Below are 23,594 nucleotides of genomic sequence, written 5' to 3'. Positions count from 1 at the left end.
CTCGACCACCGGCAGGCGTCTACAGTCTGCCGTCAATGGTTGGCCCACAGTGCCGATTGTCTTTTCGGCTCTCGATGCGACCGACGATTGCAGTGCATCGAGAAGGATGAATTTGGAAGGCCGCTATCTTCCGTTAAACAGCCAACGGAAGCCAGCCTCTAGCGACTGCTGACCTCCGTCACACCTCGACCAGCAGCGAGTCCACACGCTGGAAGCCGCGCGGCAGCTTGTTCCCACGCCGTCCGCGTTCGCCCTTGTAGTGTTCGAGGTCATCGGCCCTGAGCGACAAGGTGCGCTTGCCGGCCTGCAATATCAGGGTTGCTCCCTCGGGCAACACGGCAAGGTCGGTCAGGTACTCGTCGCGACTTGCGACGCGATCGCCGGGGATGCCGATGATCTTGTTGCCTTTGCCCTTGCCCAACTGCGGAAGATCACGGACCGGGAACACCAGCAACCGCCCTTCGGTGGTGACGGCCGCCAGCCAATCCTGATCCCTGCTCTTCAGCGGGCGCGGCGCGACTACGCGGGCGCCGGCCGGCAATGACAGCAGTGCCTTGCCCGCTTTGTTCTTGGCCTGTAGATCCTCGCCCTTGACCACGAAGCCGTAACCGGCATCCGACGCGATCACGTACAGCGCCTCGTCATCGGGCAACAGCACGCATTCGAAACTGGCACCCGGCGGCGGCGTCAGCCGTCCGGTGAGCGGCTCGCCCTGACCGCGCGCAGACGGCAGCGAGTGCGCTGCCAGCGAATAGCTACGGCCAGTGGAGTCGATGAACACAGCATATTGATTGGAGCGGCCGACGGAGGACGCCCTGAAGCCATCGCCGGCTTTGTAGGACAGCCCGGTCGCATCGATATCGTGGCCTTTGGCGCAACGCGCCCAGCCCTTCTCGGAAATCACCACGGTGATCGGCTCGGATGGCAGCAGCTCGTTCTCCGACAACGCCTTGGCCTCGGCCCGCGCCACGATTGGCGAACGGTGGTCGTCGCCGTAGGTTTCGGCGTCCTCCAGCAGCTCCTTGCGCACCAGCTTCTTCAGCTTGGCTTCGCTGCCGAGCAGCGCCAGCAGCTTCTCGCGCTCCTTGGCCAGTTCGTCCTGTTCGCCACGGATCTTCATTTCTTCCAGCCGCGCCAACTGCCGCAGGCGAGTGTCGAGGATGTAGTCGGCCTGCAGGTCGGACAATTCGAAGCGCGCCATCAGCACCGGCTTGGGCTGATCCTCGGTGCGGATGATGTGAATTACCTCGTCGAGGTTGAGGAATGCCACCAGCAAGCCTTCCAACAGATGCAGACGCTTCTCCACCTTGTCCAGCCGGAACTGCAGACGGCGGCGAACGGTGCCGATGCGGTAGGTCAGCCACTCGGACAGCAGCGTCTTGAGGTTTTTCACCTGAGGCCGGCCATCGAGACCGATGACATTGGTGTTGACCCGGTAGCTGGACTCCAGCTCGGTGGTGGCGAACAGGTGCTGCATCAGCTCGTCGGCATCGACCCGGTTGGAGCGCGGGATGATGACGATCCGGCACGGGTTTTCGTGATCCGATTCGTCACGCAGATCGGCGACCATGGGCAGCTTTTTGGCCTGCATCTGGGTGGCGATCTGCTCCAGCACCTTGGCGCCGGAGACCTGATGCGGCAACGAGGTGACGACGATGTCGCCATCCTCGACCCGGTACACGGCACGCATGCGCACTGAACCGCGCCCGGTTTCGTAGATCTTCAACAGGTCCGCACGCGGAGTGACGATTTCCGCCTCGGTCGGATAATCCGGTCCTTGTACGTGTTCGCAGAGCTGCTCGACGGTCGCGCCCGGCTCGTCGAGCAAGCGCACGCACGCAGCGGCGACTTCGCGCAGATTGTGCGGCGGCACGTCGGTGGCCATGCCCACTGCGATACCCGTCGTGCCATTGAGCAGCAGGTTGGGCAAGCGCGCCGGCAAGGTCGCCGGCTCGTCGAGTGTGCCGTCGAAGTTCGGCACCCAGTCGACGGTGCCCTGCCCAAGCTCGGACAGCAGCACCTCGGAATAGCGCGACAAGCGTGCCTCGGTGTAGCGCATGGCGGCAAAGGACTTCGGATCGTCGGGCGCACCCCAGTTGCCCTGGCCATCGACCAGCGTGTAGCGATAGCTGAACGGCTGCGCCATCAACACCATGGCTTCGTAGCAGGCCGAGTCGCCGTGCGGATGGAACTTGCCGAGGACGTCGCCGACGGTACGCGCCGACTTTTTGTGTTTCGAATCGGCGTTCAGTCCCAGCTCGCTCATGGCATAGACGATGCGCCGCTGCACCGGCTTCAAGCCGTCGCCGATATGCGGCAGTGCGCGGTCCATGATCACGTACATGGAGTAGTTGAGGTAGGCCTGCTCGGTGAAATCGGCGAGGGAGCGGCGCTCCACGCCATCCAGGCTCAGATCGATTGTTTCGCTCATCAGCAGTGTTCTTCAGTAAAGGTTGGATGACTCACGGCTGTCGCTCGCCGAACTTGAGCAGGTTGCCGTGGATGTCGATAACGTAAAGTTCTTTCATGCCCCAAGGCCGCAGCACCGGGGCCTCCAAGGTCAGGCCGCGCTGGCTGAACTCTTCATACAACGCCTGGCAATCGCCGGTACGCACGTAGCAGGAGGTATTTTCCGCCAGGTGTCGCTCGGCGCAGAGCCAGAAGTGCAGTTCGGCCCCGTCACGTTCCAGGATCAAGTAATCAGCGGCCTGCTGCCGCATGCGAAAGCCCAGGAAGGAGGTATAGAAGGCCCGGCTTTCATCAAGGCCCAGCGAGGCCAGCACCGGCACTGTCGCCTGTATGAGTGCGCTCATGGTCGATCCGTGGCGTGTTGGCGCAGCACCAGAGTGCCGGCGCGCTGGGTGAATTCGAGTTGTTTCAAGGCGCTCATGCCGAGCAGCACCTGCTCGCCGCCGAAGCCAGGCGCGATAAGCGCACGCACGTCCTGCAGAACGATGTCGCCAAGCGCAAGGCTGTCGAGCACCGTGCGATAGCCAGTGGTCTGGCCGTTGGCTGTCTGCAACCGCACCGGCGCGCCGCGCGCGAGGTCCAGCTCTTCGGCCAGCTCTGCCGGTATGGCAACGTCGGTGGCGCCGGTATCCAGCAGGAAGGTAACCGGCTGGCCATTGATCAGCCCATCAGCGACGAAGTGGCCCTGGATATTGCCCTCCAAGTGAACCTCGATCTGGTCGCCCTGCACGACGGAAACGGGCTCGCGGTTGGGGTTGAAGCGACTTTGCTCCCAGTCGGCAAAAAAACGAGTGGCCAGCAACAGAGCCGCACCCCACGCCACGACCAGCATGACGCGGCCGGCGCGACGACCGGCAGGCTGTGTCACTGCTTGGAACCCCAGCCGCCTTTGGGCGCGGCGAAGCGCCAGACGATGGGACGCTTTTCTCCATCGGCGCGCGTAAGCTGATTATTGTCGACGCCAATCCAGGCGCCTTCGGCGTCTATCGACAAGGCCTCGGCATTGCCGAACGGTGTGTCATAGCGACGAAAGTCCGCCAACGCCGTAGCGGCATAGGACCAACACGCCTCGCTATCGCCAGTCGCAGGCTTACGCCGACAGATCTGGTGGGGGACAGGTTCCAGGGTGAACAACTTGTCCGCGTGGAGAGCGAGGCCGGAGAATCTTCGTGGCTGATCGGTTTCGTTCATCGCCGGCGACGGTGACTCGCGCCCTCCTTCGGCCAGCAATACGCAGCCGCCGGTACACTCCCAGACGCTCTGCTTGCGATGCATCACCATCAAACCACGCCGACTGTGCTCGGCCGCAAGCCATAGACGATTGGCATCCGGATCGACAGCGACACCCTCGAACATAGCGTTGAATTGAAGCAGCATTCCACTCGCGCGCGCCTGACGAACGACACCGGCGGGCAGGTTCAGCCACTCGGCCGTGCCTGCCGGACTGACACGCAGCACAGCGGCGTGCGCTTCGCTGACCAGATAGCGATTGCCCAGACGGTCGCAACTCAGGCCCTCGAAATCCATTTCACCACCGCGCAACAGGCCGGTAACGGCGGCACGCATGCGCACCCCCCATGACAAACCGGTGTTCGGCACGGGCGGCAACTCGAAGCGCTCGGCCTCCGCGTGCCAGACGGTTTCGCTGGCATCGAGGCGATACAGGACGTTGTCCTCACGATCCGATACTGCCCACAGCCCATCGCCGCACCAGGCCAACCCGGACAGGTTGCCTTGAGCGATCCCTTCGACAGGGTGCTCGCTGATCAGCGACAGTTCGGGAGCCGCTGCGATGGCCCAGGCTGGCATCGTCAGCGCAAACAACAGAGCGATCCAGGGCTTGCTCAAATCAGCACCTCGGCGAGATTGCCCTTGGATTCGAGCCAGTTCTTGCGATCGCCCGCGCGCTTCTTGGCCAGCAGCATGTCCATCATTTCACGGGTACCGCTGAAGTCATCGAGCGTCAGCTGCACCAGCCGGCGCGTATTCGGATCCATGGTGGTTTCGCGCAGCTGCGGTGGATTCATTTCGCCGAGGCCCTTGAACCGGGTGACCTGCGGTTTGCCGCGGCGCTTCTCTGCCGTCAGACGATCGAGGATGCCATCGCGCTCGGCCTCGTCCAGCGCATAGAAAATGTCCTTGCCCAGATCGATGCGGTACAGCGGCGGCATGGCGACATAGACATGTCCGGCCTCCACCAACGGACGAAAGTGCTGAACGAACAGCGCGCAGAGCAGCGTGGCGATGTGCAGACCGTCCGAGTCGGCGTCGGCGAGGATGCAGATCTTGCCGTAACGCAGTTGCGATAAGTCGGACGAGCCCGGATCCAGCCCGATGGCGACGGCAATGTGGTGCACTTCCTGGCTGGCCAGCACCTCGCCGCCGTCCACTTCCCAGGTATTGAGAATCTTGCCGCGCAACGGCAGGATCGCCTGGAATTCCTTGTCGCGCGCCTGCTTGGCGGAGCCGCCAGCCGAATCGCCTTCAACCAGAAACAGCTCGGAGCGCGCCGGATCCTGTCCGGCGCAATCAGCCAATTTACCGGGCAGCGCCGGCCCCTGAGTAATGCGCTTGCGTTCGACCTTCTTGCTGGCCTTGAGTCGGCGCCCGGCGTTGCTGATGGCCAGCTCGGCCAACTGCAGGCCAAGCTCGGGATGTGCGTTGAGCCACAGACTGAAGGCGTCCTTGACCACGCCGGATACGAATGCCGCCGCCTCGCGGGAAGACAGGCGCTCCTTGGTCTGGCCGGAAAACTGCGGTTCCTGCATCTTCGTCGAGAGCACGAAGGCAATCCGCTCCCAAACGTCCTCCGGCGCCAGCTTGACGCCGCGCGGCAATAGATTGCGGAACTCGCAGAATTCTCGCATGGCGTCCAGCAGCCCCTGACGCAGGCCATTGACATGAGTACCGCCCTGCGCCGTCGGGATCAAATTGACGTAGCTTTCCTGGACGCTGTCGCCACCTTCAGGCAGCCACAGCAGCGCCCAGTCGACCGCTTCCTTGTTACCGGCCAGACTGCCGCAAAAAGGCTCGTCAGGTAGACGGGCGAATTCGCTGACCGCATCGGTCAGGTACGACCGCAGGCCATCCTCGTAATGCCATACGACTTTCTCGCCGGTGTTCTTGTCCTCGAAGCTGACATTCAGCCCAGGACAAAGCACGGCTTTCGCTTTGAGTACGTGCTTGAGCCGGCTGATCGAAAACTTCGCTGAATCGAAATATTTCGGGTCCGCCCAGAAATGTACGCTGGTGCCGGTGTTGCGCTTGCCAACCGTACCGATGACATCCAGCTCGCTGGCTTTGAAGCCATCGACGAAGGCCATGCGGTATTCATTGCCGTCGCGCTTGACCGTGACTTCCACCCGCGTCGACAAGGCGTTGACCACCGAGATACCGACCCCATGCAGACCGCCGGAGAACTGGTAGTTCTTGTTCGAAAATTTGCCGCCGGCATGCAGCTTGGTCAGGATCAGTTCGACGCCCGAGACCCCCTCTTCGGGGTGGATATCCACCGGCATGCCGCGACCGTCGTCGATTACTTGAAGGGAATTGTCCTGGTGCAGGATCACCTGCACGGAGCTGGCGTGGCCCGCCAGCGCTTCGTCGACGCTATTGTCGATGACTTCCTGAGCCAGGTGGTTGGGCCGCAAGGTGTCGGTGTACATGCCCGGACGCTTGCGCACCGGATCCAGGCCGGAGAGGACTTCAATGGCTTCGGCGGTATAAGACATGTGCGTCTCTTGATGTCCTTATGATTCGGAGAAATCGAGCTCTGCAAAGATGCCCGGATCGAAGCCGGCGAAGGCCAGCAACGCGGGGATTCGTTCAGCGAACCCCTGGAAACCGTGATCGCCGCCGGCCTGGATGCGTAACGCGCATCCTTTGTAGAAATCCGCCGCGTGGAGGTAATCCAGCGTTTCATCGCCCGTCTGCAGCCAGACCTGATAGCGCTCGGCATCCTGTGGCGGCGGTACTTCCAGCTCGGCCAGGGCAACGACATGGTCTTCGGTCAGATCCCAGACTTCGCCCGTGTAGAGATTGGTCTGCGGCCCGAGGTAACCATCGAAGCGACGGTGCGGCGTCACGGCCGGATTGATCAGCAGCGCCTTGAGCCCGTGGCGCTCGGCGAGGTGCGTTGCATAGTATCCGCCGAGGGAGCTGCCGACCAGCACAGGACGCCCCAGCTCGGCGATGATCGCTTCGAGCTGGGCGATGGCCTGACGCGGATGATGATGCAATGCCGGCACTCGCAGCCATGCACTCATGCCAATGCGCTCCAGCGCCGCGGTTAATTGGCTGGCCTTTTGCGACAGCGGGGAGCTGTTGAGGCCGTGCATATAGAGGATGGCGGGTTGCGTGCGGGTCATGCTGGTTCGCTGGGCTGGCAAAAGACGGAAAGGCTACTAGGCGAGACGCGCCGGCTGCAAGCCGCTAGCGAATCAGTATCGGGGCTTGCGCCCGCGCGCCGCTCAAGCCTGTTGGGTCGGCTCTTGCTTGAAGCTCGTGGTTCGTAGCTGACTCAATACCCTTTAATGCTGTGATCTACCTTGAAGGTCATGCCGACCACTCGGGATACGCCTGTATCCAGACGTCCATCATCATGGAGACGCAACCAGCGATAGCCCGGCGCAAGCGTATCGACCTGGAATTCCTCACTGCCCGGGGCGAACTGAACGCCCGTCGACGGCGTTGCCAGGAGCCTGATGTCGCCGCGCTGGTCGTCGAATTCTTGGTGGATGTGCCCCCAAAGCACGGCCTGAACACAAGGGAAGCGGTCGAGCACTGCGAACAGCGCGTCGCGGTTGCGCAGCCCGATACTGTCCATCCAGCGGCTACCGATGGTGACCGGGTGATGATGCAGACAGACCAGATGATGACGCTGCGGTGCGTCCTGCAGGGTCCGTTCGAGCAACTCCAGCTGATCATCGCGAAGCATGCCGAATACCGAACCCGGCACCAGCGTATCGAGCATGATGACCCGCCACGCGCCGACATCCAGCACAGGCGCCATCATCTCACTGCCGCGAGCGGCCTCCTGCATGGCCGGCAGCTCGTCATGATTGCCCGGACACCAGCGCGCCGGCGCATCGATGCGCTCGGACAGCTGGCGAAAACGCTGATAGGACGCAAGCGAGCCATCCTGGGACAGATCGCCAGTGGCCAGAATCAGGTCGACGCAAGGCTGCTCGGCAAGCACCAGATCGACCACACGCTGCAGACTTTCGCCGGTGTCCATGCCCAGTAGTTTGCCGCCCGCCTCGGCGAACAGGTGACTGTCGGTCAACTGCACCAGCAGCACCGAGTCTTTTTCAATGAGGGGCGCAGCCAAGACCCGTCTCCTTTGGCGAAATCGCAATAGAATTATGGTGGCTGGCGGTTGCGGGGGTAAACCGCGCGATGCGGGCATGCATCACAGAAGCTGGAAGCTGCCAGCGAATCAGTGCCGGGGCTGGCGCTCAGAAGTTATCAAGCTGTCCTTCCTTGGAGCTTGCGGCTTACAGCGGTTGTCAGAGCACAGGCTCCAGCTCATGACCGCAAGCCAGGCAGTGGCCGAGCCATTCGCCGAGGAACAGGTTGAGCTGATTTTTCTCGTCGGGCTGGTGCATCTGCGCGTTGGGATAGCTGTAGATGCCCCGGAACCGCCGAGCATTCTCGGCGCGGATGACTTCCGCCATGCGCGCATCGTGATATACCCGCACCTCCATCTGTGGCGCGGGCAGCCAGGGCAGGCAGTCCTGCTGGCTGATCTGCACGGTAGTGGTATAGGGGCAGCTTTCCACCACCTTCAGTGCCAGCACGCCCAACAGGCGGTCGCCCTGGCTCATGGCGATACGGCGAACATCAGGCTGGATGCGCATATCGGGCAGCAGCCGCATCAGTCGCAGGTAGTTCGCCTCGCAGGCCGATTGCAATTCCAGTAAGTCGACACGGTAGCGTTCAGGTGTTCGCCTCATGTCCACGCCTCCCTGACTTCATCGCGATTCAGGGCCAGCCACTGCAATGCAATGATGCTCGCGGCGTTGTCGATACCGCCGTCGCGCACGGCCTGCAGTGCACGCTGCAACGACCAGACATGCACACGGATATCTTCACCTTCTTCGTCCAGGCCGAACACCCCGCCGGCATTGGAACTGTCACAACGCCCCAAATAAAGGTGCACTCGCTCGGTGCTGCCGCCAGGCGACGGGAAGTAGGTCGTCACCGGCCACAAATCGGCCACTTCCAACCCCGCCTCTTCGATGGCTTCGCGACGCGCCACCTCTTCAGGCTGCTCGTCCTTGTCGATCAGACCCGCGACCAGTTCGATCAGCCAGGGGTTGTCGACCTTGCCCACCGCTCCGACCCGGAACTGCTCGATCAGCACGACCTCGTCGCGACGAGGATCGTACGGCAGCACGCAGACCGCATCGTGACGAACGAACAGCTCACGCTCCAGTTGCCGCCCCATGTCGCCATTGAACAGGCGATGACGCAACTGGAGGCGGTCCAGACGATAGAAACCGCTGAAGCATTGCTCTCGCTCGACGATCTCGACATCATCCGGGCCGGATTTGAAAATATCAGTCATGAATCACTCACATATCGGATTGTCCGGCGCCAGCCTGGCGCCAGAAGACTGCAACCGTCACGGCGTGAGCGGTCTCTCTGTTGTCATCCTAGCGCGCCGTTTATTCAGGCGCAGCCCTTTGCAGACCGCTTGCACGCGGAAAAATTACCAAACGCCCATTTACGAACTTCACAACCTGCCGGTACTCGAAACCGCACTGCAGCCAACACAAGAGCCATGAACCCATTGAAGCCTTTTCGCCACGTCTTCGTATTGATCGTTCTTAGCCTGCTACTCAGCGCCTGTCAGCATTTTCGCGGCGAGCCGCCCGTCGAGGTTCGGCAGATCGTCAGCGAGCAGCGCCCCGCCGGTTGTCCAGAGCAGGACGATCGCTGCCCACTGGTAAACATCGATACGCTGTTATTCGCCGAAGAGCCGGCGTTGAACGCCCTGATTGACCAGCGACTGCGCAGGATGACGATCAACAGCCCGGACGCCCAAACTCCGGCAACCTTGGAACTCTACCAAGACGATTTTCTGCGTAGCGCAGAACCCGGCTGGAGCAGCTATCTGCAGGCCAAGCTGCGAGAGCAGCACGGCTCGCTGCTCGTGGTCGAGCTGTCGAGCTACCTGTACACCGGAGGCGCCCATGGCATGCCCGGTCGCGGATTCATCAACTACGACCGGGAACAGGGCCGCGAGCTGGAATTGGCAGACGTTCTGCTTCCCGGCAAGGAGGGCGCATTCTGGCGTGCCGCCGCAAAAGCGCATCAGCAGTGGCTGCTGGCGAACGAGCACGATGCCGAGTTTTCTCGCCAATGGCCGTTCCAGCGAACCGCCAATGTCGCCCTGCTACGCGACAAGGTGCTGCTCAAATACGACGTCTACAGTATCGCGCCCTATTCGAGCGGCCATCCAGAGCTGGAGATTCCGTACGCCGAACTCAGCGCGATTCTGAAACCTCAATACCTGCCGTAGCGTGACCGAAACGGCTCAGCACAAGCAACAGCCCGCCGGAGAGGAACAGCGCGGGCAGGCTGGCACCGATTTCCGGCCAGGCGCTGGCGAGCACGTGATAAGTAGCCGCTCCGCAGCCCCAGGCCAACAGAGTTTCCCAGCGCAAACCGGCAGCCGGAGCGGCCAGGCGGCCTCGGCCCCGAAGAATGTAATGATCGACCAGCACGACGCCGAACAGCGGCGCGAATACCGAGCCGATCAACAGCAGGAAATTCTGGTACTCGGCAAGCGGCGCGAACCAGGCGATAAGCGTGCAGATTGCGCCGATCATCAGCGCCAGATGCTCGACCTTGAGCGGCAACAGGATGCCGACTGAAACTGCGGCCGAATGGATGTCGGCGAAGGCGTTTTCAGACTCGTCGAGCAGTATCAGCAATAAAGGAATACCCAGCCCCGCGCCGGCCAGCGCCAATAACAACGCATTGACTTCCTCACTGTTGGCGAACGCCAGGGTGTAAGCGACGCCAAGGCTCATCAGCCAGAAATTGCCGGCAAAGAATCCCAGCGCGGTACCCCCGAAAACACGCACGGCCGCGCGGCCGAAGCGCGAGTAATCAGCGATCAGCGGCAACCAGGACAGCGGCATGGCGATGGCGATATCGAAGCCCAGCGCGAACGGCAACGAGCCATCGCCCTGCCGAGCCCAGAGCGCCGCCAGGTCCGCCTTGTCGAACAGATTCCAGGTCAGCCAGACACAGGCGCCGAGCAACAGCCAGATGCCCCATTTACGCAGTATCCGTCGCACGAAGGTCAGCGGGCCGGTGACGGCCAGCAGCGTGGCGAGACCGCCGAAGAACAAGGTCCACGACGCAGTGCTGTTCAGCACGTTGCCTTCGCCGAATGCGCGGGTCGCCAGCACGCTGGCTGCATCTCGCATGACGATGATCTCGAATGCGCCCCAGCCGATCAGCTGAACAAGGTTCAGCAACGCCGGCAGCACCGCACCGCGGCTGCCCAGCGTGAGCTTCAGCGCAGCCATGGATGACAGGCCGGTGTCGGTGCCAATCACCGCGACCGCCCCTAGCAGCAACACGCCGACGGCGGTTCCGCAGGCGATTGCCAGCAGCGCGCCACTCATGCCCAACCCCGGTGCCAGCAAGGCGCCGAGCTGCAGCACCATCAGGCCGACGCCAAGGGAGAACCACAGGGAAAACATGTCACGACCGCCGAACACACGGTGTTCAGGGGCGACGCTTTGATGCGGGGAATAGCGGCCTGGAATGTTCACATTGTTTTCTCAGAGAAACCGGTTGCCCGGCACAAACTGCGGGAGCGAGAACGCTCGCGACCGCCGAAGAATTAAGTAGCGATAACCGCTACGGGGTTGATGCCCAGACTCAGCCACCATTGCGGCGGGTTGTTCCCGCGCCACGAGTCTCAAAAAGGGTTGATCGTTCTTACGCTCTGCATGGAATGCGCCCCGAATGCTCCAGCGCTCGTAGTGGCGGTGGAGCCCGGCTGTCCGGCGCAAACCGCTGGAACGGCTAACAGGTCGGGGGCGATTCTCAGGATGTATGCACACCCTGCGAGTCGCCCCCGACCTCCCAACGTTTCTACGCTTTAGACCTGCCGGTAAATGACCGACCCTTCATCCTTGAAGCGCGATGACTGCTCGGCGAAGCCGGCCTCGATGGCCTTCTGCTCGTCGGTCAGGCCGTTTTCGGCGGCGTACTCGCGGACTTCCTGAGTGATCTTCATCGAGCAGAATTTCGGCCCGCACATGGAGCAGAAATGCGCGACCTTGGCCGAATCCTTGGGCAGCGTTTCGTCGTGGTAGCTGCGTGCGGTGTCCGGGTCGAGGCCGAGGTTGAACTGGTCTTCCCAGCGGAACTCGAAGCGCGCCTTGGACAGTGCGTTATCGCGAATCTGCGCGCCCGGATGACCCTTGGCGAGGTCGGCGGCGTGGGCGGCGATCTTGTAGGTAATGATGCCTGTCTTGACGTCATCCTTGTTCGGCAGGCCCAGGTGTTCCTTGGGCGTGACGTAGCAGAGCATGGCGCAACCAAACCAGCCGATCATCGCCGCGCCGATGCCGCTGGTAATGTGGTCATAACCAGGGGCAATGTCGGTGGTCAGCGGGCCGAGGGTGTAGAACGGTGCCTCGTCGCAGCATTCGAGCTGCTTGTCCATGTTCTCCTTGATCAGGTGCATAGGCACGTGGCCGGGGCCTTCGATCATGCACTGCACGTCGTGCCTCCAAGCAATCTTGGTCAGCTCGCCGAGGGTTTCCAGCTCGCCAAACTGCGCGGCGTCGTTGGCGTCGGCAATGGAGCCCGGACGCAGGCCGTCGCCCAGCGAGAAGCTGACGTCGTAGGCCTTCATGATTTCGCAGATTTCCTCGAAGTGGGTGTAGAGGAAATTTTCCTGGTGATGGGCCAGGCACCACTTGGCCATGATCGAGCCACCGCGGCTGACGATGCCGGTGACTCGTTTGGCGGTCAGCGGCACGTAGCGCAACAGCACGCCAGCGTGGATGGTGAAGTAGTCCACGCCCTGCTCGGCCTGCTCGATCAGCGTATCGCGGAACAACTCCCAGGTCAGATCCTCGGCCACGCCGTTGACCTTCTCCAGCGCTTGGTAGATCGGCACGGTACCGATCGGCACCGGCGAGTTGCGGATGATCCATTCGCGGGTTTCGTGGATATGCTTGCCGGTTGAAAGATCCATGACCGTATCCGATCCCCAGCGAATGCCCCAGGTCAGCTTGGCCACTTCTTCCTCGATGCTCGATCCCAGCGCCGAGTTGCCGATGTTGCCGTTGATCTTCACCAGGAAGTTGCGGCCGATGATCATTGGCTCCAGCTCGGTGTGGTTGATGTTGGCCGGGATGATGGCGCGGCCGCGAGCCACTTCGTCACGGACGAATTCCGGGGTAATTTCCTTGGGAATGCTGGCGCCGAAGCTCTGACCTGCGTGCTGCTGATCCAGCAGGCCGGCGGCGCGGTGCTCCTGCAACTTCATGTTTTCGCGGATGGCGATAAATTCCATCTCGGGCGTGATGATGCCCTGACGCGCGTAGTGCATCTGGCTGACGTTCTTGCCCGGCTTGGCGCGGCGCGGGTTGCGCACGTGGGCGAAGCGCATGGCGGTCAGCTCGGCATCGTCCAGGCGGCGCTGGCCGAATTCGGAGCTCAGCCCCGGCAGTTTCTCGGTGTCTCCGCGATCCGCGATCCAAGCGCTGCGCACATCGGCCAGGCCCTTTCGCACGTCGATCTGCACATTGGGATCGGTGTAAGGACCGGAGGTGTCATAGACGGTGACCGGGGCGTTGATCTCGCCACCGAACGCAGTAGGCGTCACGTCGAGGCTGATCTCGCGCATCGGCACACGAATGTCCGGGCGCGAGCCCTGCACGTAGATTTTCTGCGAACGCGGGAAAGGCTGGATCGACTGCTGGTCGACCTGGGCGGATTCACTGAGATGTTGTTGTTCTGCACGCATCAGACTGGCTCCTCGATAGTTGTCGGAGCGAACCTGAAAAACACGGCGGGATAAGGGCATCGGGGTGCGCCGGGATTGGCGCCGAGAGACTCGCTGGAGAACTGGCGAGCACATCTTGTTCCCTACGCAGGCCTTAACCTGATCAGGTTCAACGGGATCCGGAACTTTCCGATCTCAGCCTTCGCTTCAAGGCACCCCGACAAGAACGCGACCGAGTCTAATCAAGAGTCCAGAGGAAAGCCACGCCGATCCGCGAATGTCGCGACCGCCGGGTCACATTTGCCACATCTCGCCGAGCCTGCCAGACCGACCATAGCGGGCATCTGGAGGGCGCCGCCAAGCCGCTTGACCGGCCGCATGACCGCGCATAGCCTTGCCCATCACTCCGCTTCAGGGAAAGACGCACATGCTGCGTAGACTCACGCTGGCACTGGCCGTGGCCGCCTCGTCGGGACTGGTTTGGGCCGAGACGGCGCCTCCGCTCTCCAATCGCACCGATCTGGTGAGCGTTTATCGCCAGGCCGTGGAGAACAATGCCGACCTCGCGGCGGCGCGCGCGCAGTTCAAGGCGACTCAGGAAGTCGTACCCCAGGCACGTGCCGGCTTGCTACCGAATCTCAGCGCGGGCGCGGAGATGAGCGACACCCGCACAGACCTCGACACCGACGTCGGTTCACGCTCCCTGTCACGTAGTGGCACCGTCTATCAGGCCACCTTGAGCCAACCGATCTTCCGCGCCGAGCGCTGGTTCCAGTTGCAGGCGGCCGAAGCGATCAGCGAGCAGGCAGCGCTGGAGTACTCCATTGCCGAGCAGGACCTGATCCGCCTGACCGCTCAGGCGTACTTCGCAGTCCTACGTGCGCAGGACAATCTCGCCGCCGCCAAAGCCGAGGAGTCGGCCTTCAAGCGGCAGCTCGACCAAGCCGACGAACGCTTCGAAGTGGGGCTGTCCGATCGCACCGACGTGCTCGAAGCCCAGGCGGGTTTCGATACCGCGCGCGCCAATCGACTGATTACCCAACGCCAGGTTGACGATGCCTTTCAGACTCTGTTCACCCTGACCAATCGCGAATACCTCGCCCTGGAAGGCATGGAGCATAGCCTGCCAGTACTGCCGCCCACCCCGAACGACGCCAGCGCCTGGGTCAACACCGCCACTCGGCAGAACCTGGATCTGCTGGCGATCAACCAGGCGGTAAACGCGGCCGAAGAAACCCTGCGTCAGCGCCGGGCCGGCCATGCACCGACAGTCGATGCCGTGGCGCGCTACAGCCGGGGTGACAACGACAGCCTGGGCTTCTCCAATACCGGTTCCATGGATATTCCGGGCTACAACCTGCCGCGCTACACCGGTGACGTCGAACAGAGCAGCATCGGTTTGCAGCTGAACATTCCGCTGTACAGCGGCGGGCTGACCAGTTCCCAGCGGCGCGAGGCCTTTCATCAATTGACCCAGACCGAGCAGCAGCGCGAAAGCCTGCGCCGTCAGGTGGTCGAGTCCACCCGCAATCTGCATCGCGCGGTGAATACCGATGTGGAGCAAGTGCAGGCGCGCCGACAGTCAATCATTTCCAGCCAGAGTGCTTTGGAAGCTACCGACATCGGCTATCAGGTGGGCACTCGCAATATCGTCGACGTGCTCGACGCTCAACGCCGTTTGTTCGCTGCCGTGCGCGATTACAACAACGCCCGCTATGACTACATCCTCGACAGCCTGCGCCTGAAACAGGCCGCCGGCACACTCAACCCGGGTGATCTGGAGGATCTGCAGCGTTATCTGAAGGCGGACTACGATCCGGACAGCGACTTCCTCCCGCCGGATCTGTCTGAGAATTTCGGCCAGCCGGTACGCGTGGACTGACGGGCGCCGCTTCAGGAGTGAGTTAGCGGCGAGGATGGCTTCCGCCATGCCTGCGGACAACGTCACATCTCGGCGGGGGCAATCTCTAACTGCAAGCAAGACGCCATCCGGTGGGCTAAAGCCCACCCTACATCACTGCCGCAGCCGTTCAGTGGAGGCGTCGAAAGAGAGATAGAACGAGGAGCAGATGGAGACGGCCAGAACCTTTGCCCCTCCTACGGGGCGGCACGCATTGGCCGCTGTAGCCTTCGGCGGATAACTAGCAGGGACGAGAGTCAGCCCAGATCCCGCATCACTGGTCGAGCAGCCGTCCCAGCCCTGCCAGCAGCCGCTCCAGCGCGCCCTGATTATTCCTCAGCACACGGCACCCTGCGGCCCGAGCCTGTTCGACACTTGCCGGATTCGTCCATAACGCCTCGATTGCCACCGCCAGCGCGGGGGCGCTGTCCACTTCCTTCAACGCGTCGGCATCGCGCAGTTGCGCGGCGATATCGAGGAAATTGAACAGATGCGGGCCGGTCAGTACGGGTTTACCCAGCGCTGCGGGCTCGAGCAAATTGTGCCCGCCGGTAGGCACCAGACTGCCGCCAACGAAGGCCACATCGGCCAGCGCAAAGAGAAACAGCAACTCGCCCATGGTGTCGCCAAGCAGCACTTGCGTCCGGGCCTGCGGCGGCTCGCCGAGGGTACGTCGGACAGTGGCAAAACCCTGCTTCCGGCACAATTCATATACCGAGCCAAAGCGTTCGGGATGGCGCGGCACCAAGATCAACAGCGCGTCAGGATAGGTGTTCAACAACTGCCGATGCGCAGCCAGCAGAATTTCGTCTTCGCCCGTGTGGGTGCTGGCGCCGATCCAGATCGGCCGCATCACGGCACTCCATTGCTGGCGGAGCTGGGCGGCCTGCTCGGGCAGCACCGGGTCGACGCTGAGGTCGAACTTGATCGAGCCGGTTACTTCTACGCAGGCATCACGTGCGCCGAGCTGGCGGAAACGCGCCGCCTCGGCCTCGGTCTGCACGGCGATGAGGTTCAGTTCAGCCAGCATGGGCGCGGTCAACCGGGCGAATCGTGCGTAGCCGCGCGCCGAGCGTTCGGACAACCGCGCATTGGCCAGCGCCACGGGAATACCGCGACGCGCGCACTGGTGGATATGGTTGGGCCACAGCTCGGTTTCCATCACCACAGCCAGTTTCGGCTGCAGTCGTTGCAAGAACCGTGAAGCCGCCCAAGGCAGATCGTAAGGCAAGTAGCAATGCTGCACCGTATCGCCAAATAGCGCCCTGATTCGCTCGGAGCCGGTCGGGGTCATGCAGGTCACGGTAATCGGCAAGTGCGGATACCGCGCCATAAGCTCGCGAATCATCGGCGCGGCAGCGATGCTTTCACCCACCGAGACAGCGTGCACCCAGATGCCATGCGGCTGGAATTCGGGCAGCCCTACAGCAAAGCGTTCGCCGATGCGTTTCGAATAGGCCGGCGCTTTGCGGGCACGCCAAAACAGGCGAACCACCACGAGCGGCAAGGCAAGATGGAACAGCAGGGTATAAAGGGTTCGGTTCATGGGGGCGGAGTTTACTTGAAAGCTGGGCGCTGACGGGCGGCGTTCCGCGTCAGTTAGTAGGGTGGACTTCAGCCCACCAACAGCCAGCCCACAACGTCTTACCCCCGCTCCCAGCTTTCCAACCATGGCTGCGACGACTACGCCGACGGTTATACTGCCGGCCCGTATTTACGCTTTACAGGCGAGGTTTACTCATGCCCGACTCCTTAAGCACCGATGTCCTGATCGTAGGCGGTGGCGTTGCCGGTCTGTGGCTGAATGCGCGCCTGCGCCGGCAAGGCTATTCGACGCTGCTGGTGGACAAGGACGTGCTCGGCGGCGGGCAGAGCGTCAAATCCCAGGGGATCATCCACGGTGGCACCAAGTATGCGCTATCCGGCGCGCTGACCGGCGCATCGGAAGCTATCGCCGACATGCCCCGGCGCTGGCGTGAAGCACTCCAAGGCGGCGGCGAGCTGGATCTTTTCGGCGTGCGCCTGCTCTCCGATGCGCACTATCTCTGGTCGCCGGGCACTCTGACCGGCAATCTCACCAGCTTCTTCGCCAGCAAGGCGGTGCGCTCGCGGGTCGGCCAGGTCAAGGGCGACGAATTGCCACCGGCGCTGCAGCACCCGAAATTCAAGGGCAAGGTTTATCGGCTCAGCGAACTGGTGCTGGACGTGCCGAGCCTGATCCAGCGCCTCGCGGAGCTCGCCGGTCCCGGCCTGTTGAAGGCCGACCGGATCGAGCCGCTGCGGGAGAATGGTGAACTGACCGGTCTGATCGTCGATGGTCGCTCCATAACCGCGCAGCGCATCGTCCTGACTGCCGGCGCGGGCAACGCCGAGCTGCTGGAGGCGCTGGGGCTCACGCAGCCGGCGATGCAAAAGCGCCCGCTGCATATGGTCATGGTAAAGGCGGCGACGCTCAAACCTCTCTATGCACATTGCCTGGGCGGCGGCTCCAAACCACGCATCACCGTGACCAGCCATCCGGCCGCTGACGGCGAATGGGTCTGGTATCTAGGCGGCGATCTGGCCGAGGCCAACGGCGTCGCGCGCGACGAGGCGGCGCAGATCGCCGCGGCGAAAAAGGAGCTGGCGGAATTGGTGCCCTGGATCAATCTGTCCGCGGCGAAGTGGGCGACGCTGCGGATCGACAGGGCCGAGCCGGCTCAGTCAGCGCTGGCCAGACCGGACAACGCCTTTCTCGCCGAACAGGGCCGGCTGCTGGTTGGCTGGCCGACGAAATTGGCGCTATCCCCCGATTTCGCCGACCGCGTCGAGGCCGCCTTGGCCCGCGACAATATCCATCCGCAACCGCGTCCGCCGCTACCCGAACTGCCACGCCCAACGGTTACCGCACCCTTTTGGGAAGGATTGCTCTGATGGCAACGACCTTGCATGAGCTGCACCGCCCTCTTGGTAGCACCGGGCTCATTGTGTCACCGCTGGGCCTGGGCACGGTCAAGCTGGGTCGCGACCAGGGCGTCAAATATCCCAACGGTTTTCGCATTCCGGATGATGAACAGGCGCGCCAACTGATCGCACTGGCCCGCGATCTGGGCATCAATCTGATCGACACCGCGCCCGCCTACGGGCTCAGCGAACAACGTCTGGGGTCGTTATTGCGGGGCCAGCGAGACCATTGGGTGGTAGTCAGCAAGGTCGGCGAAGAATTCGTCGATGGCCAATCGCACTTTGATTTCTCGCCTGCCCATACCCGACGTTCAGTCGACCGCAGCCTCCAGCGGTTGCGGACCGACCGCATCGACCTTGTCCTGGTGCACTCGGACGGACGCGACCTGGAAATTCTCCAGCACAGCGGCGTCTACGAAACCCTCGCCGATCTCAAGCGCGAGGGCAAGATTGTCGGCTACGGACTGTCCGGCAAGACCGTCGAAGGCGGCCTGTTCGCGCTCGAACAGGGCGACTGCGCGATGGTGACCTACAACCTCAACGAGCAGAGCGAGCGGCCTGTTCTGGACTACGCTCAGTCACACGCCAAGGGCATCCTGGTCAAAAAAGCGCTGGCCAGCGGGCACGTCTGCCTAAAAACCGGCGAAGATCCGGTGCGAGCGAGCTTCGAATTGCTGTTCGCGCATCCAGGCGTTGGCGCCGCCATCATCGGCACCATAAACCCGAACCACCTGTCAGATAACGTGCGTACCGCTGCAGCGGTTTTGTCCCAACAACGATAATCACGGCCCTACGGCCGCCTACGTCAGGAGGAGCCGAATGCCGCGCGTGTTGATCCGCAGGAACCCGAGCACGTTCAAAACCCTGCCATTGCTCGTCGAGGCCAGCCCCGAAGGCTTGCGGTACCAGAGCCTCGGGCGGCCGCTCAATTTCAGCGAGATGCTCGAGCGCCGCCGCCCCGTGGTCGTTGACGATCCGAGCCGCTTCGATATCGAACTGGCCAACCTCGGAGTGTCGGTACGCCTAACGCTTTGCTGGCAGGGGCGGGAGTATTGGGTACTGGTGCGCCAGCAACGCCAGGACCGCGGTGACGTCGTGCTCAAGTTGATTTCTGGTTACGTGCCAGCTCATGAGCTCAGCCTGCCGCTGCTGACCGCGATTCACGAAGTCGCTGAAGAATGCCTGCTGGAAACGCCCGAAGGCTGGCTCGCCGGGCGATTTGGCGATACCTGGCTGCCCGCACCTTACCAAGGCAGCCTGCGTTATCGCGAGGCGGTGCATTTCAATCTGGCTTCGTTATCCGGCTCGGCCAAACCGGTGCAATGCGGCCAGATGACCTTGATGGAACGCCCGCGGGCCTATGTCCATCTGCCAACCGCTTCCCTGCAGTTGATCTATGACATGCGCCTCGATCTGCCAAAGGAAACCCGCGAACTCAGCCTGTTTCATGTCGACGAGCGGCTCGAGGGCGAAGAGCTGGTCGCCCAACTGGACCGTAGCCGGCCCGACCTCTACCTGGTCCCGCTGCATGAAGGTCAGCCGCAAGATCAGCTCCTGCACCTGCGCAACGGCCAGCTCAGCATGATAGGCACGCGGGGGCTGTGGCTAGCCGAGAGCTTCACGCAGCAGGAGGACTGGGTGGTTCGCGACGAGCGCATCCGCTGGAGGGAATGGTGGGCGGCGAGGCCCGCGGCCGTGACGCGCTGAGAGACCCGCCAACCTTGAAGGAGCAGGCCATGCCTGCGAACAAAAGCCATATACGGCGCGGAGTTCTTCATGGGCATGACCCACTCCTACGCAGGAACAGTACGCTCCGGAGCACGACCGTAGCGCTTTGCGCATGGTTACGCTCGGCCGTTTACAACCCCTCTAGGCCTTGCGAATCCTCTCGACGATCGCCGTGGTCGAGCTGTTCTCGACCAGCCCCAGCACCTTCACCTCGCCGCCATAGGCGGTGACCAGATCCGCCCCGACCACCTGATCCACGCCGTAGTCGCCGCCCTTGACCAGCACGTCCGGCCTGACCTTGGCGAGCAGCTTTTCCGGCGTGTCTTCGGCGAAGCAAACGACCCAGTCGACAGCACCGAGGCCTGCCAGCACGGCCATGCGCCGATCGACCGAATTGATCGGCCGGCCCGGCCCCTTCAGGCGACTCACCGAGCCGTCATCGTTGACCGCAACGACCAGTCGATCGCCCTGCGCGCGGGCCTGCTCCAGATAGGTCACATGACCGGCGTGCAGAATGTCGAAGCAGCCGTTGGTGAAAACGATCTTCTCGCCTTCAGCGCGGGCGTCCTCGATCGCCGTGAGCAGTTGCTCGAGCGTCATCACCCCGCGCTCTGAACCCTCCTCGCGCTGCACGGCACGGCGCAGCTCAGGCGCACTGATGCAGGCGGTGCCCAGCTTGCCAACCACGATACCGGCGGCCAGATTGGCCAACGCCACGGCCTGCGGCAGCTCCTCCCCCGCAGCGATGGCTGCCGCCAGGGTCGAAATGACGGTATCGCCAGCTCCGGTGACATCGAACACCTCACGTGCGCGCGCCGGCAAATGCAACGGAGAGTGCTCCGGACGCAGCAGCGTCATGCCATGCTCGCCTCGGGTTACGAGCAAAGCATCAAGCTCCAGCTGTTGCATGAGCTCAGCGCCCTTGGCCACCAGCTCGACTTCGTCAGCGCATCGCCCAACGATGGCCTCGAACTCGCCGAGATTCGGCGTAATCAGCGAGGCGCCACGATAGATTTCGAAATCCTTGCCCTTGGGATCGGCCAGCACCGGAATGCCACGGCGGCGAGCAGCCTCGATCAGCGCCTGATGATTCTTCAGCGCGCCCTTGCCGTAATCGGACAGCACCAGCACTCTGACGCCAGCCAGCAATCCTTCGACGTCCTCGAGCAATGCTCCAGCATCGGTTTCGAAGGCTTCCTCGAAGTCCATGCGCAGCAGTTGCTGGTGGCGGCTCATCACCCGCAGCTTGACGATGGTCGGCTGATGCTCGATGCGCTGGAAATGCGCTTGCACACCGGCTGCGGCCAGACTGTCGGCCAGGCTTTGGCACGCTTCATCTTCACCGGTTACCCCCACCAACGCAGCCGGAGCGCCCAGCGCCGCGATGTTCAGCGCGACGTTGGCCGCACCACCGGGACGGTCCTCGATCTGCTCGACCTTGACCACCGGCACCGGCGCCTCCGGCGAAATCCGCGACGTGCCGCCATGCCAGTAGCGATCGAGCATGACATCGCCCACTACCAGAACGGGGGCTTGGTCGAAACGGGGCATGGACAGTTTCATGAGGGCTCCGGGGCGGAAGAAAAACGCTGCAAAGCATAGCAGCATGGGACTGGCGAATTCTTGCCGTAAACACAGGGAGAGCATGGCGATTGCAGAGCGTTGCGGACCTGCGGCGCAGTGAACCGGCCGAACCTGACAGACCTTGGCCTGCGTCATTCGGCAGGTCCACCGTTCAGCCTAGGCCTCATCCTTGAACTGTGTTGCGTGCAACCTGGCATAGGCGCCATTGGCCACAAGCAATTCGGCATGCGTACCACGCTCGACGATACGCCCCTGCTCCATCACCAAAATGAGATCGGCCTTTTCGATGGTACTCAGGCGGTGCGCTATCACCAGCGTGGTGCGCCCCGTCATCGCATGATCCAGCGCACCCTGGATGTGCCGCTCGGATTCGGTGTCCAGCGCCGAGGTCGCCTCGTCCAGAATCAGTACCGGCGCGTTCTTCAACAGCGCACGGGCGATGGCCAAGCGCTGACGCTGGCCGCCGGACAGCAGTACGCCATTTTCTCCAACTTGGGTCTGGTAACCCTCAGGCATCTGCTCAATGAATTCATCGGCGTAGGCGTCGCGGGCCGCACGCTGGATATCTTCCAGCGGTGCGCCGGCCAGATCGCCATAGGCGATGTTATTGGCAACCGTGTCGTTGAACAGCGTGACCTGCTGAGTGACCAACGCGATATGCCGGCGCAGATTGCGCAGCCTGTAACTTTGAATATCCGCTCCATCCAGCAAAATCTGCCCTTGATCATGGTGATAGAAGCGAGGAATCAGATTCGCCAGGGTCGACTTGCCGCTGCCGGATCGTCCGACCAGCGCCACCATCTGCCCCGGCTCCACCGAGAAATTGATATCGTGCAGCACCTGCTTATCGGTGCCGGGATAAACGAAACTCAGGCCACTGACGTCGAGACGCCCATTGACCCGATCACGCTCAAGCGTACCGCTATCGATTTCCTGGGCCTCGTCCAACTGTTCGAAAATGCTCTCTGCACCAGCCACACCCTTCTGAATCGTCGAACTGACTTCCGAAAGCTGCCGGATCGGTTTTGGCAACAGGCCCGCCAGCGTGATGTAGGCCACCAGATCGCCCGCCGATGCATCCCCGCGCAACAACAGAACCAAGAACATTAGCAGCGCCATCGCACTGTAGATAACCAACTGCAGGGTTGGCGTATAGACCGCGTTAGTCTTGACCATGCGCAGCTGCTTGGCGGTGTTATCCGTGCTGGCGCCGAAGAAGCGATGCTGCTCGTAGCTCTCGCCGCCAAAACTGCGCACGACTCGGTAGCCCTGAATGGTTTCGGAAGCGACATGGGTGACATCACCCATCGCGACCTGAATCTTCTTGCTCTGCTTGCGGAATTTCTTGCTGGCGCTGGAAACCATGACACCAATGACGGGAAGAATCGCCACCATCACCATGGTCAGCTTCCAGTTCATCCAAAGCAGCGTGCCAAATAGGAAAATGACGGTCATGCCTTCTCGCACCACAACCTTGATCGCATCGGTCGCTGCACCGGTGACCATCGTCACGTTATAGGTGATACGCGAAATCAGATGGCCGGAGTTGTGGCTGTCGAAGTAGCGATTGGGCAGCGTCAGCAGGTTGTTGAACAGCGCGACGCGCAAGTCATGAACCAGGCCCAGCGAAACCTTGGCTAGAAAATAATTGCCAAAAAATGAGCCAATGCCCTGCATCAACGCAATGAGCACGATCAACAACGGCACGGCCTGCAGGAGCTTCAGCTCGGCCAGCCATTCCAGCTCTTTCAGGTGAGGCACCTGGGCGAAAAAGCTAGCATCCGGGTTATTCAATCCATCGACGAAGAACTTGAGGATGTAGCCCAGCATCGGCTGGGTGGAGGCGAAAAGGAGGAAGCCGAGAAGGCTGATTGCGAATAGCCCCCAATAGGGGAGCACGTAGCGCAGCAACCTCAGGTAGATGCTTAGACTCGAAGCCGTGTCGGCCTTCAGGGGTGAGCCACTCATAGGAGAATGCAACTCATA

The 23,594-nt window shown here is 62.2% G+C and carries 19 protein-coding genes and 1 riboswitch; of the genes, 5 read left to right on the top strand and 14 right to left on the bottom strand.

The window, feature by feature from the left end; all coding sequences use genetic code 11:
• Positions 1-178 precede the first annotated feature (178 nt).
• The 9 genes from parC to nudF form a co-directional block, all read right to left on the bottom strand.
• Complete coding sequence (gene parC, locus GYM54_RS16605; protein ID WP_197444955.1) at positions 179-2,431, bottom strand: DNA topoisomerase IV subunit A; 2,253 nt, start codon at positions 2,429-2,431, stop codon at positions 179-181.
• Positions 2,432-2,462: 31 nt separating this feature from the next.
• Positions 2,463-2,813: a VOC family protein gene (locus GYM54_RS16600; protein ID WP_181099739.1), complete on the bottom strand. Its 351-nt coding sequence runs from the start codon at positions 2,811-2,813 to the stop codon at positions 2,463-2,465.
• The gene (locus GYM54_RS16595; protein ID WP_181099737.1) at positions 2,810-3,337 is read right to left on the bottom strand and encodes a TIGR02281 family clan AA aspartic protease; all 528 of its coding nucleotides are present in this window, start codon (positions 3,335-3,337) and stop codon (positions 2,810-2,812) included. Before GYM54_RS16595 ends, GYM54_RS16600 begins: the two co-directional genes overlap by 4 nt.
• Positions 3,334-4,278 carry an esterase-like activity of phytase family protein gene (locus GYM54_RS16590; RefSeq protein WP_374105198.1) on the bottom strand — a complete coding sequence of 315 codons (945 nt, stop codon included), beginning with the start codon at positions 4,276-4,278 and terminating at the stop codon, positions 3,334-3,336. The genes GYM54_RS16595 and GYM54_RS16590 overlap by 4 nt, the downstream gene beginning before the upstream one ends.
• Positions 4,279-4,313: 35 nt before the next feature.
• Positions 4,314-6,200, bottom strand: coding sequence for a DNA topoisomerase IV subunit B (parE, locus tag GYM54_RS16585; RefSeq protein WP_181099733.1), 1,887 nt, complete (start codon positions 6,198-6,200; stop codon positions 4,314-4,316).
• An 18-nt stretch (positions 6,201-6,218) separates the two neighbouring features.
• Positions 6,219-6,836: a YqiA/YcfP family alpha/beta fold hydrolase gene (locus tag GYM54_RS16580; RefSeq protein WP_181099731.1), complete on the bottom strand. Its 618-nt coding sequence runs from the start codon at positions 6,834-6,836 to the stop codon at positions 6,219-6,221.
• Between the two features lie 152 nt (positions 6,837-6,988).
• Complete coding sequence (gene cpdA, locus GYM54_RS16575; RefSeq protein WP_231752154.1) at positions 6,989-7,798, bottom strand: 3',5'-cyclic-AMP phosphodiesterase; 810 nt, start codon at positions 7,796-7,798, stop codon at positions 6,989-6,991.
• Between the two features lie 178 nt (positions 7,799-7,976).
• A complete protein-coding gene (locus GYM54_RS16570; RefSeq protein WP_131649660.1) occupies positions 7,977-8,423 on the bottom strand; it encodes a DUF1249 domain-containing protein in 447 nt (148 codons plus the stop codon).
• Positions 8,420-9,037, bottom strand: a complete 618-nt coding sequence (gene nudF, locus GYM54_RS16565; protein WP_181099729.1) for an ADP-ribose diphosphatase — start codon at positions 9,035-9,037, stop codon at positions 8,420-8,422. Before nudF ends, GYM54_RS16570 begins: the two co-directional genes overlap by 4 nt.
• A 216-nt stretch (positions 9,038-9,253) precedes the next feature.
• On the opposite strand from nudF, the gene GYM54_RS16560 reads away from it, so the two are divergent.
• Positions 9,254-9,994 (top strand): RsiV family protein, encoded by a 741-nt coding sequence (locus tag GYM54_RS16560; RefSeq protein ID WP_197444953.1) that lies wholly within the window; start codon positions 9,254-9,256, stop codon positions 9,992-9,994.
• On the opposite strand, the gene cytX is transcribed toward GYM54_RS16560, so the two are convergent.
• Positions 9,960-11,261: a putative hydroxymethylpyrimidine transporter CytX gene (cytX, locus tag GYM54_RS16555; RefSeq protein ID WP_181099725.1), complete on the bottom strand. Its 1,302-nt coding sequence runs from the start codon at positions 11,259-11,261 to the stop codon at positions 9,960-9,962. The genes GYM54_RS16560 and cytX overlap by 35 nt on opposite strands.
• 332 nt (positions 11,262-11,593) lie before the next feature.
• Entirely contained in the window at positions 11,594-13,474 is a 1,881-nt protein-coding gene (thiC, locus tag GYM54_RS16550; RefSeq protein WP_258189803.1) for a phosphomethylpyrimidine synthase ThiC, read from the bottom strand.
• Between the two features lie 102 nt (positions 13,475-13,576).
• Positions 13,577-13,683: riboswitch (TPP riboswitch) on the bottom strand.
• 197 nt (positions 13,684-13,880) lie between these two features.
• Here thiC and GYM54_RS16545 point away from each other — a divergent pair.
• On the top strand, positions 13,881-15,335 hold the full coding sequence (locus GYM54_RS16545; protein WP_181099723.1) for a TolC family outer membrane protein: 1,455 nt from the start codon (positions 13,881-13,883) through the stop codon (positions 15,333-15,335).
• Between the two features lie 292 nt (positions 15,336-15,627).
• Here GYM54_RS16545 and waaA read toward each other — a convergent pair whose 3' ends face one another.
• On the bottom strand, positions 15,628-16,899 hold the full coding sequence (gene waaA / locus GYM54_RS16540) for a lipid IV(A) 3-deoxy-D-manno-octulosonic acid transferase (protein ID WP_197444952.1): 1,272 nt from the start codon (positions 16,897-16,899) through the stop codon (positions 15,628-15,630).
• Positions 16,900-17,093: 194 nt separating this feature from the next.
• Here waaA and GYM54_RS16535 point away from each other — a divergent pair, with 194 nt between their 5' ends.
• The 3 genes from GYM54_RS16535 to GYM54_RS16525 are packed head-to-tail and all read left to right on the top strand — an operon-like array spanning position 17,094 to position 20,003.
• Positions 17,094-18,266, top strand: a complete 1,173-nt coding sequence (locus GYM54_RS16535) for an FAD-binding oxidoreductase (RefSeq protein ID WP_181099719.1) — start codon at positions 17,094-17,096, stop codon at positions 18,264-18,266.
• Positions 18,263-19,078, top strand: coding sequence for an aldo/keto reductase (locus GYM54_RS16530; RefSeq protein WP_181100231.1), 816 nt, complete (start codon positions 18,263-18,265; stop codon positions 19,076-19,078). The genes GYM54_RS16535 and GYM54_RS16530 overlap by 4 nt, the downstream gene beginning before the upstream one ends.
• 37 nt (positions 19,079-19,115) lie before the next feature.
• On the top strand, positions 19,116-20,003 hold the full coding sequence (locus GYM54_RS16525; RefSeq protein WP_181099717.1) for a metal ABC transporter ATPase: 888 nt from the start codon (positions 19,116-19,118) through the stop codon (positions 20,001-20,003).
• Positions 20,004-20,165: 162 nt separating this feature from the next.
• On the opposite strand, the gene hldE is transcribed toward GYM54_RS16525, so the two are convergent.
• Together hldE and msbA are read right to left on the bottom strand one after the other, a co-directional pair.
• Positions 20,166-21,587, bottom strand: coding sequence for a bifunctional D-glycero-beta-D-manno-heptose-7-phosphate kinase/D-glycero-beta-D-manno-heptose 1-phosphate adenylyltransferase HldE (gene hldE, locus GYM54_RS16520; RefSeq protein ID WP_131649650.1), 1,422 nt, complete (start codon positions 21,585-21,587; stop codon positions 20,166-20,168).
• A gap of 177 nt (positions 21,588-21,764) precedes the next feature.
• On the bottom strand, positions 21,765-23,576 hold the full coding sequence (gene msbA, locus GYM54_RS21765) for a lipid A export permease/ATP-binding protein MsbA (protein ID WP_231752162.1): 1,812 nt from the start codon (positions 23,574-23,576) through the stop codon (positions 21,765-21,767).
• Between the last annotated feature and the right edge of the window lie 18 nt (positions 23,577-23,594).

The sequence above is a fragment of the Pseudomonas sp. MTM4 genome, assembly GCF_019355055.1.
Taxonomy (GTDB): Bacteria; Pseudomonadota; Gammaproteobacteria; order Pseudomonadales; family Pseudomonadaceae; genus Stutzerimonas.
The sequence above is the reverse complement of the archived record's forward strand: the minus strand, read 5'-3'. Positions and strand labels throughout refer to the sequence as shown.

Excerpts from the sequence above, each read along its gene's own strand:
- parC (WP_197444955.1), bottom strand. The coding sequence starts at position 2,431 with ATGAGCGAAACAATCGATCTGAGCCTGGATGGCGTGGAGCGCCGCTCC.
- GYM54_RS16600 (WP_181099739.1), bottom strand. The coding sequence starts at position 2,813 with ATGAGCGCACTCATACAGGCGACAGTGCCGGTGCTGGCCTCGCTGGGC.
- GYM54_RS16590 (WP_374105198.1), bottom strand. The coding sequence starts at position 4,278 with ATGCCAGCCTGGGCCATCGCAGCGGCTCCCGAACTGTCGCTGATCAGC.
- parE (WP_181099733.1), bottom strand. The coding sequence starts at position 6,200 with ATGTCTTATACCGCCGAAGCCATTGAAGTCCTCTCCGGCCTGGATCCG.
- GYM54_RS16580 (WP_181099731.1), bottom strand. The coding sequence starts at position 6,836 with ATGACCCGCACGCAACCCGCCATCCTCTATATGCACGGCCTCAACAGC.
- GYM54_RS16570 (WP_131649660.1), bottom strand. The coding sequence starts at position 8,423 with ATGAGGCGAACACCTGAACGCTACCGTGTCGACTTACTGGAATTGCAA.
- nudF (WP_181099729.1), bottom strand. The coding sequence starts at position 9,037 with ATGACTGATATTTTCAAATCCGGCCCGGATGATGTCGAGATCGTCGAG.
- GYM54_RS16560 (WP_197444953.1), top strand. The coding sequence starts at position 9,254 with ATGAACCCATTGAAGCCTTTTCGCCACGTCTTCGTATTGATCGTTCTT.
- thiC (WP_258189803.1), bottom strand. The coding sequence starts at position 13,474 with ATGCGTGCAGAACAACAACATCTCAGTGAATCCGCCCAGGTCGACCAG.
- GYM54_RS16545 (WP_181099723.1), top strand. The coding sequence starts at position 13,881 with ATGCTGCGTAGACTCACGCTGGCACTGGCCGTGGCCGCCTCGTCGGGA.
- waaA (WP_197444952.1), bottom strand. The coding sequence starts at position 16,899 with ATGAACCGAACCCTTTATACCCTGCTGTTCCATCTTGCCTTGCCGCTC.
- GYM54_RS16535 (WP_181099719.1), top strand. The coding sequence starts at position 17,094 with ATGCCCGACTCCTTAAGCACCGATGTCCTGATCGTAGGCGGTGGCGTT.
- GYM54_RS16525 (WP_181099717.1), top strand. The coding sequence starts at position 19,116 with ATGCCGCGCGTGTTGATCCGCAGGAACCCGAGCACGTTCAAAACCCTG.
- hldE (WP_131649650.1), bottom strand. The coding sequence starts at position 21,587 with ATGAAACTGTCCATGCCCCGTTTCGACCAAGCCCCCGTTCTGGTAGTG.
- msbA (WP_231752162.1), bottom strand. The coding sequence starts at position 23,576 with ATGAGTGGCTCACCCCTGAAGGCCGACACGGCTTCGAGTCTAAGCATC.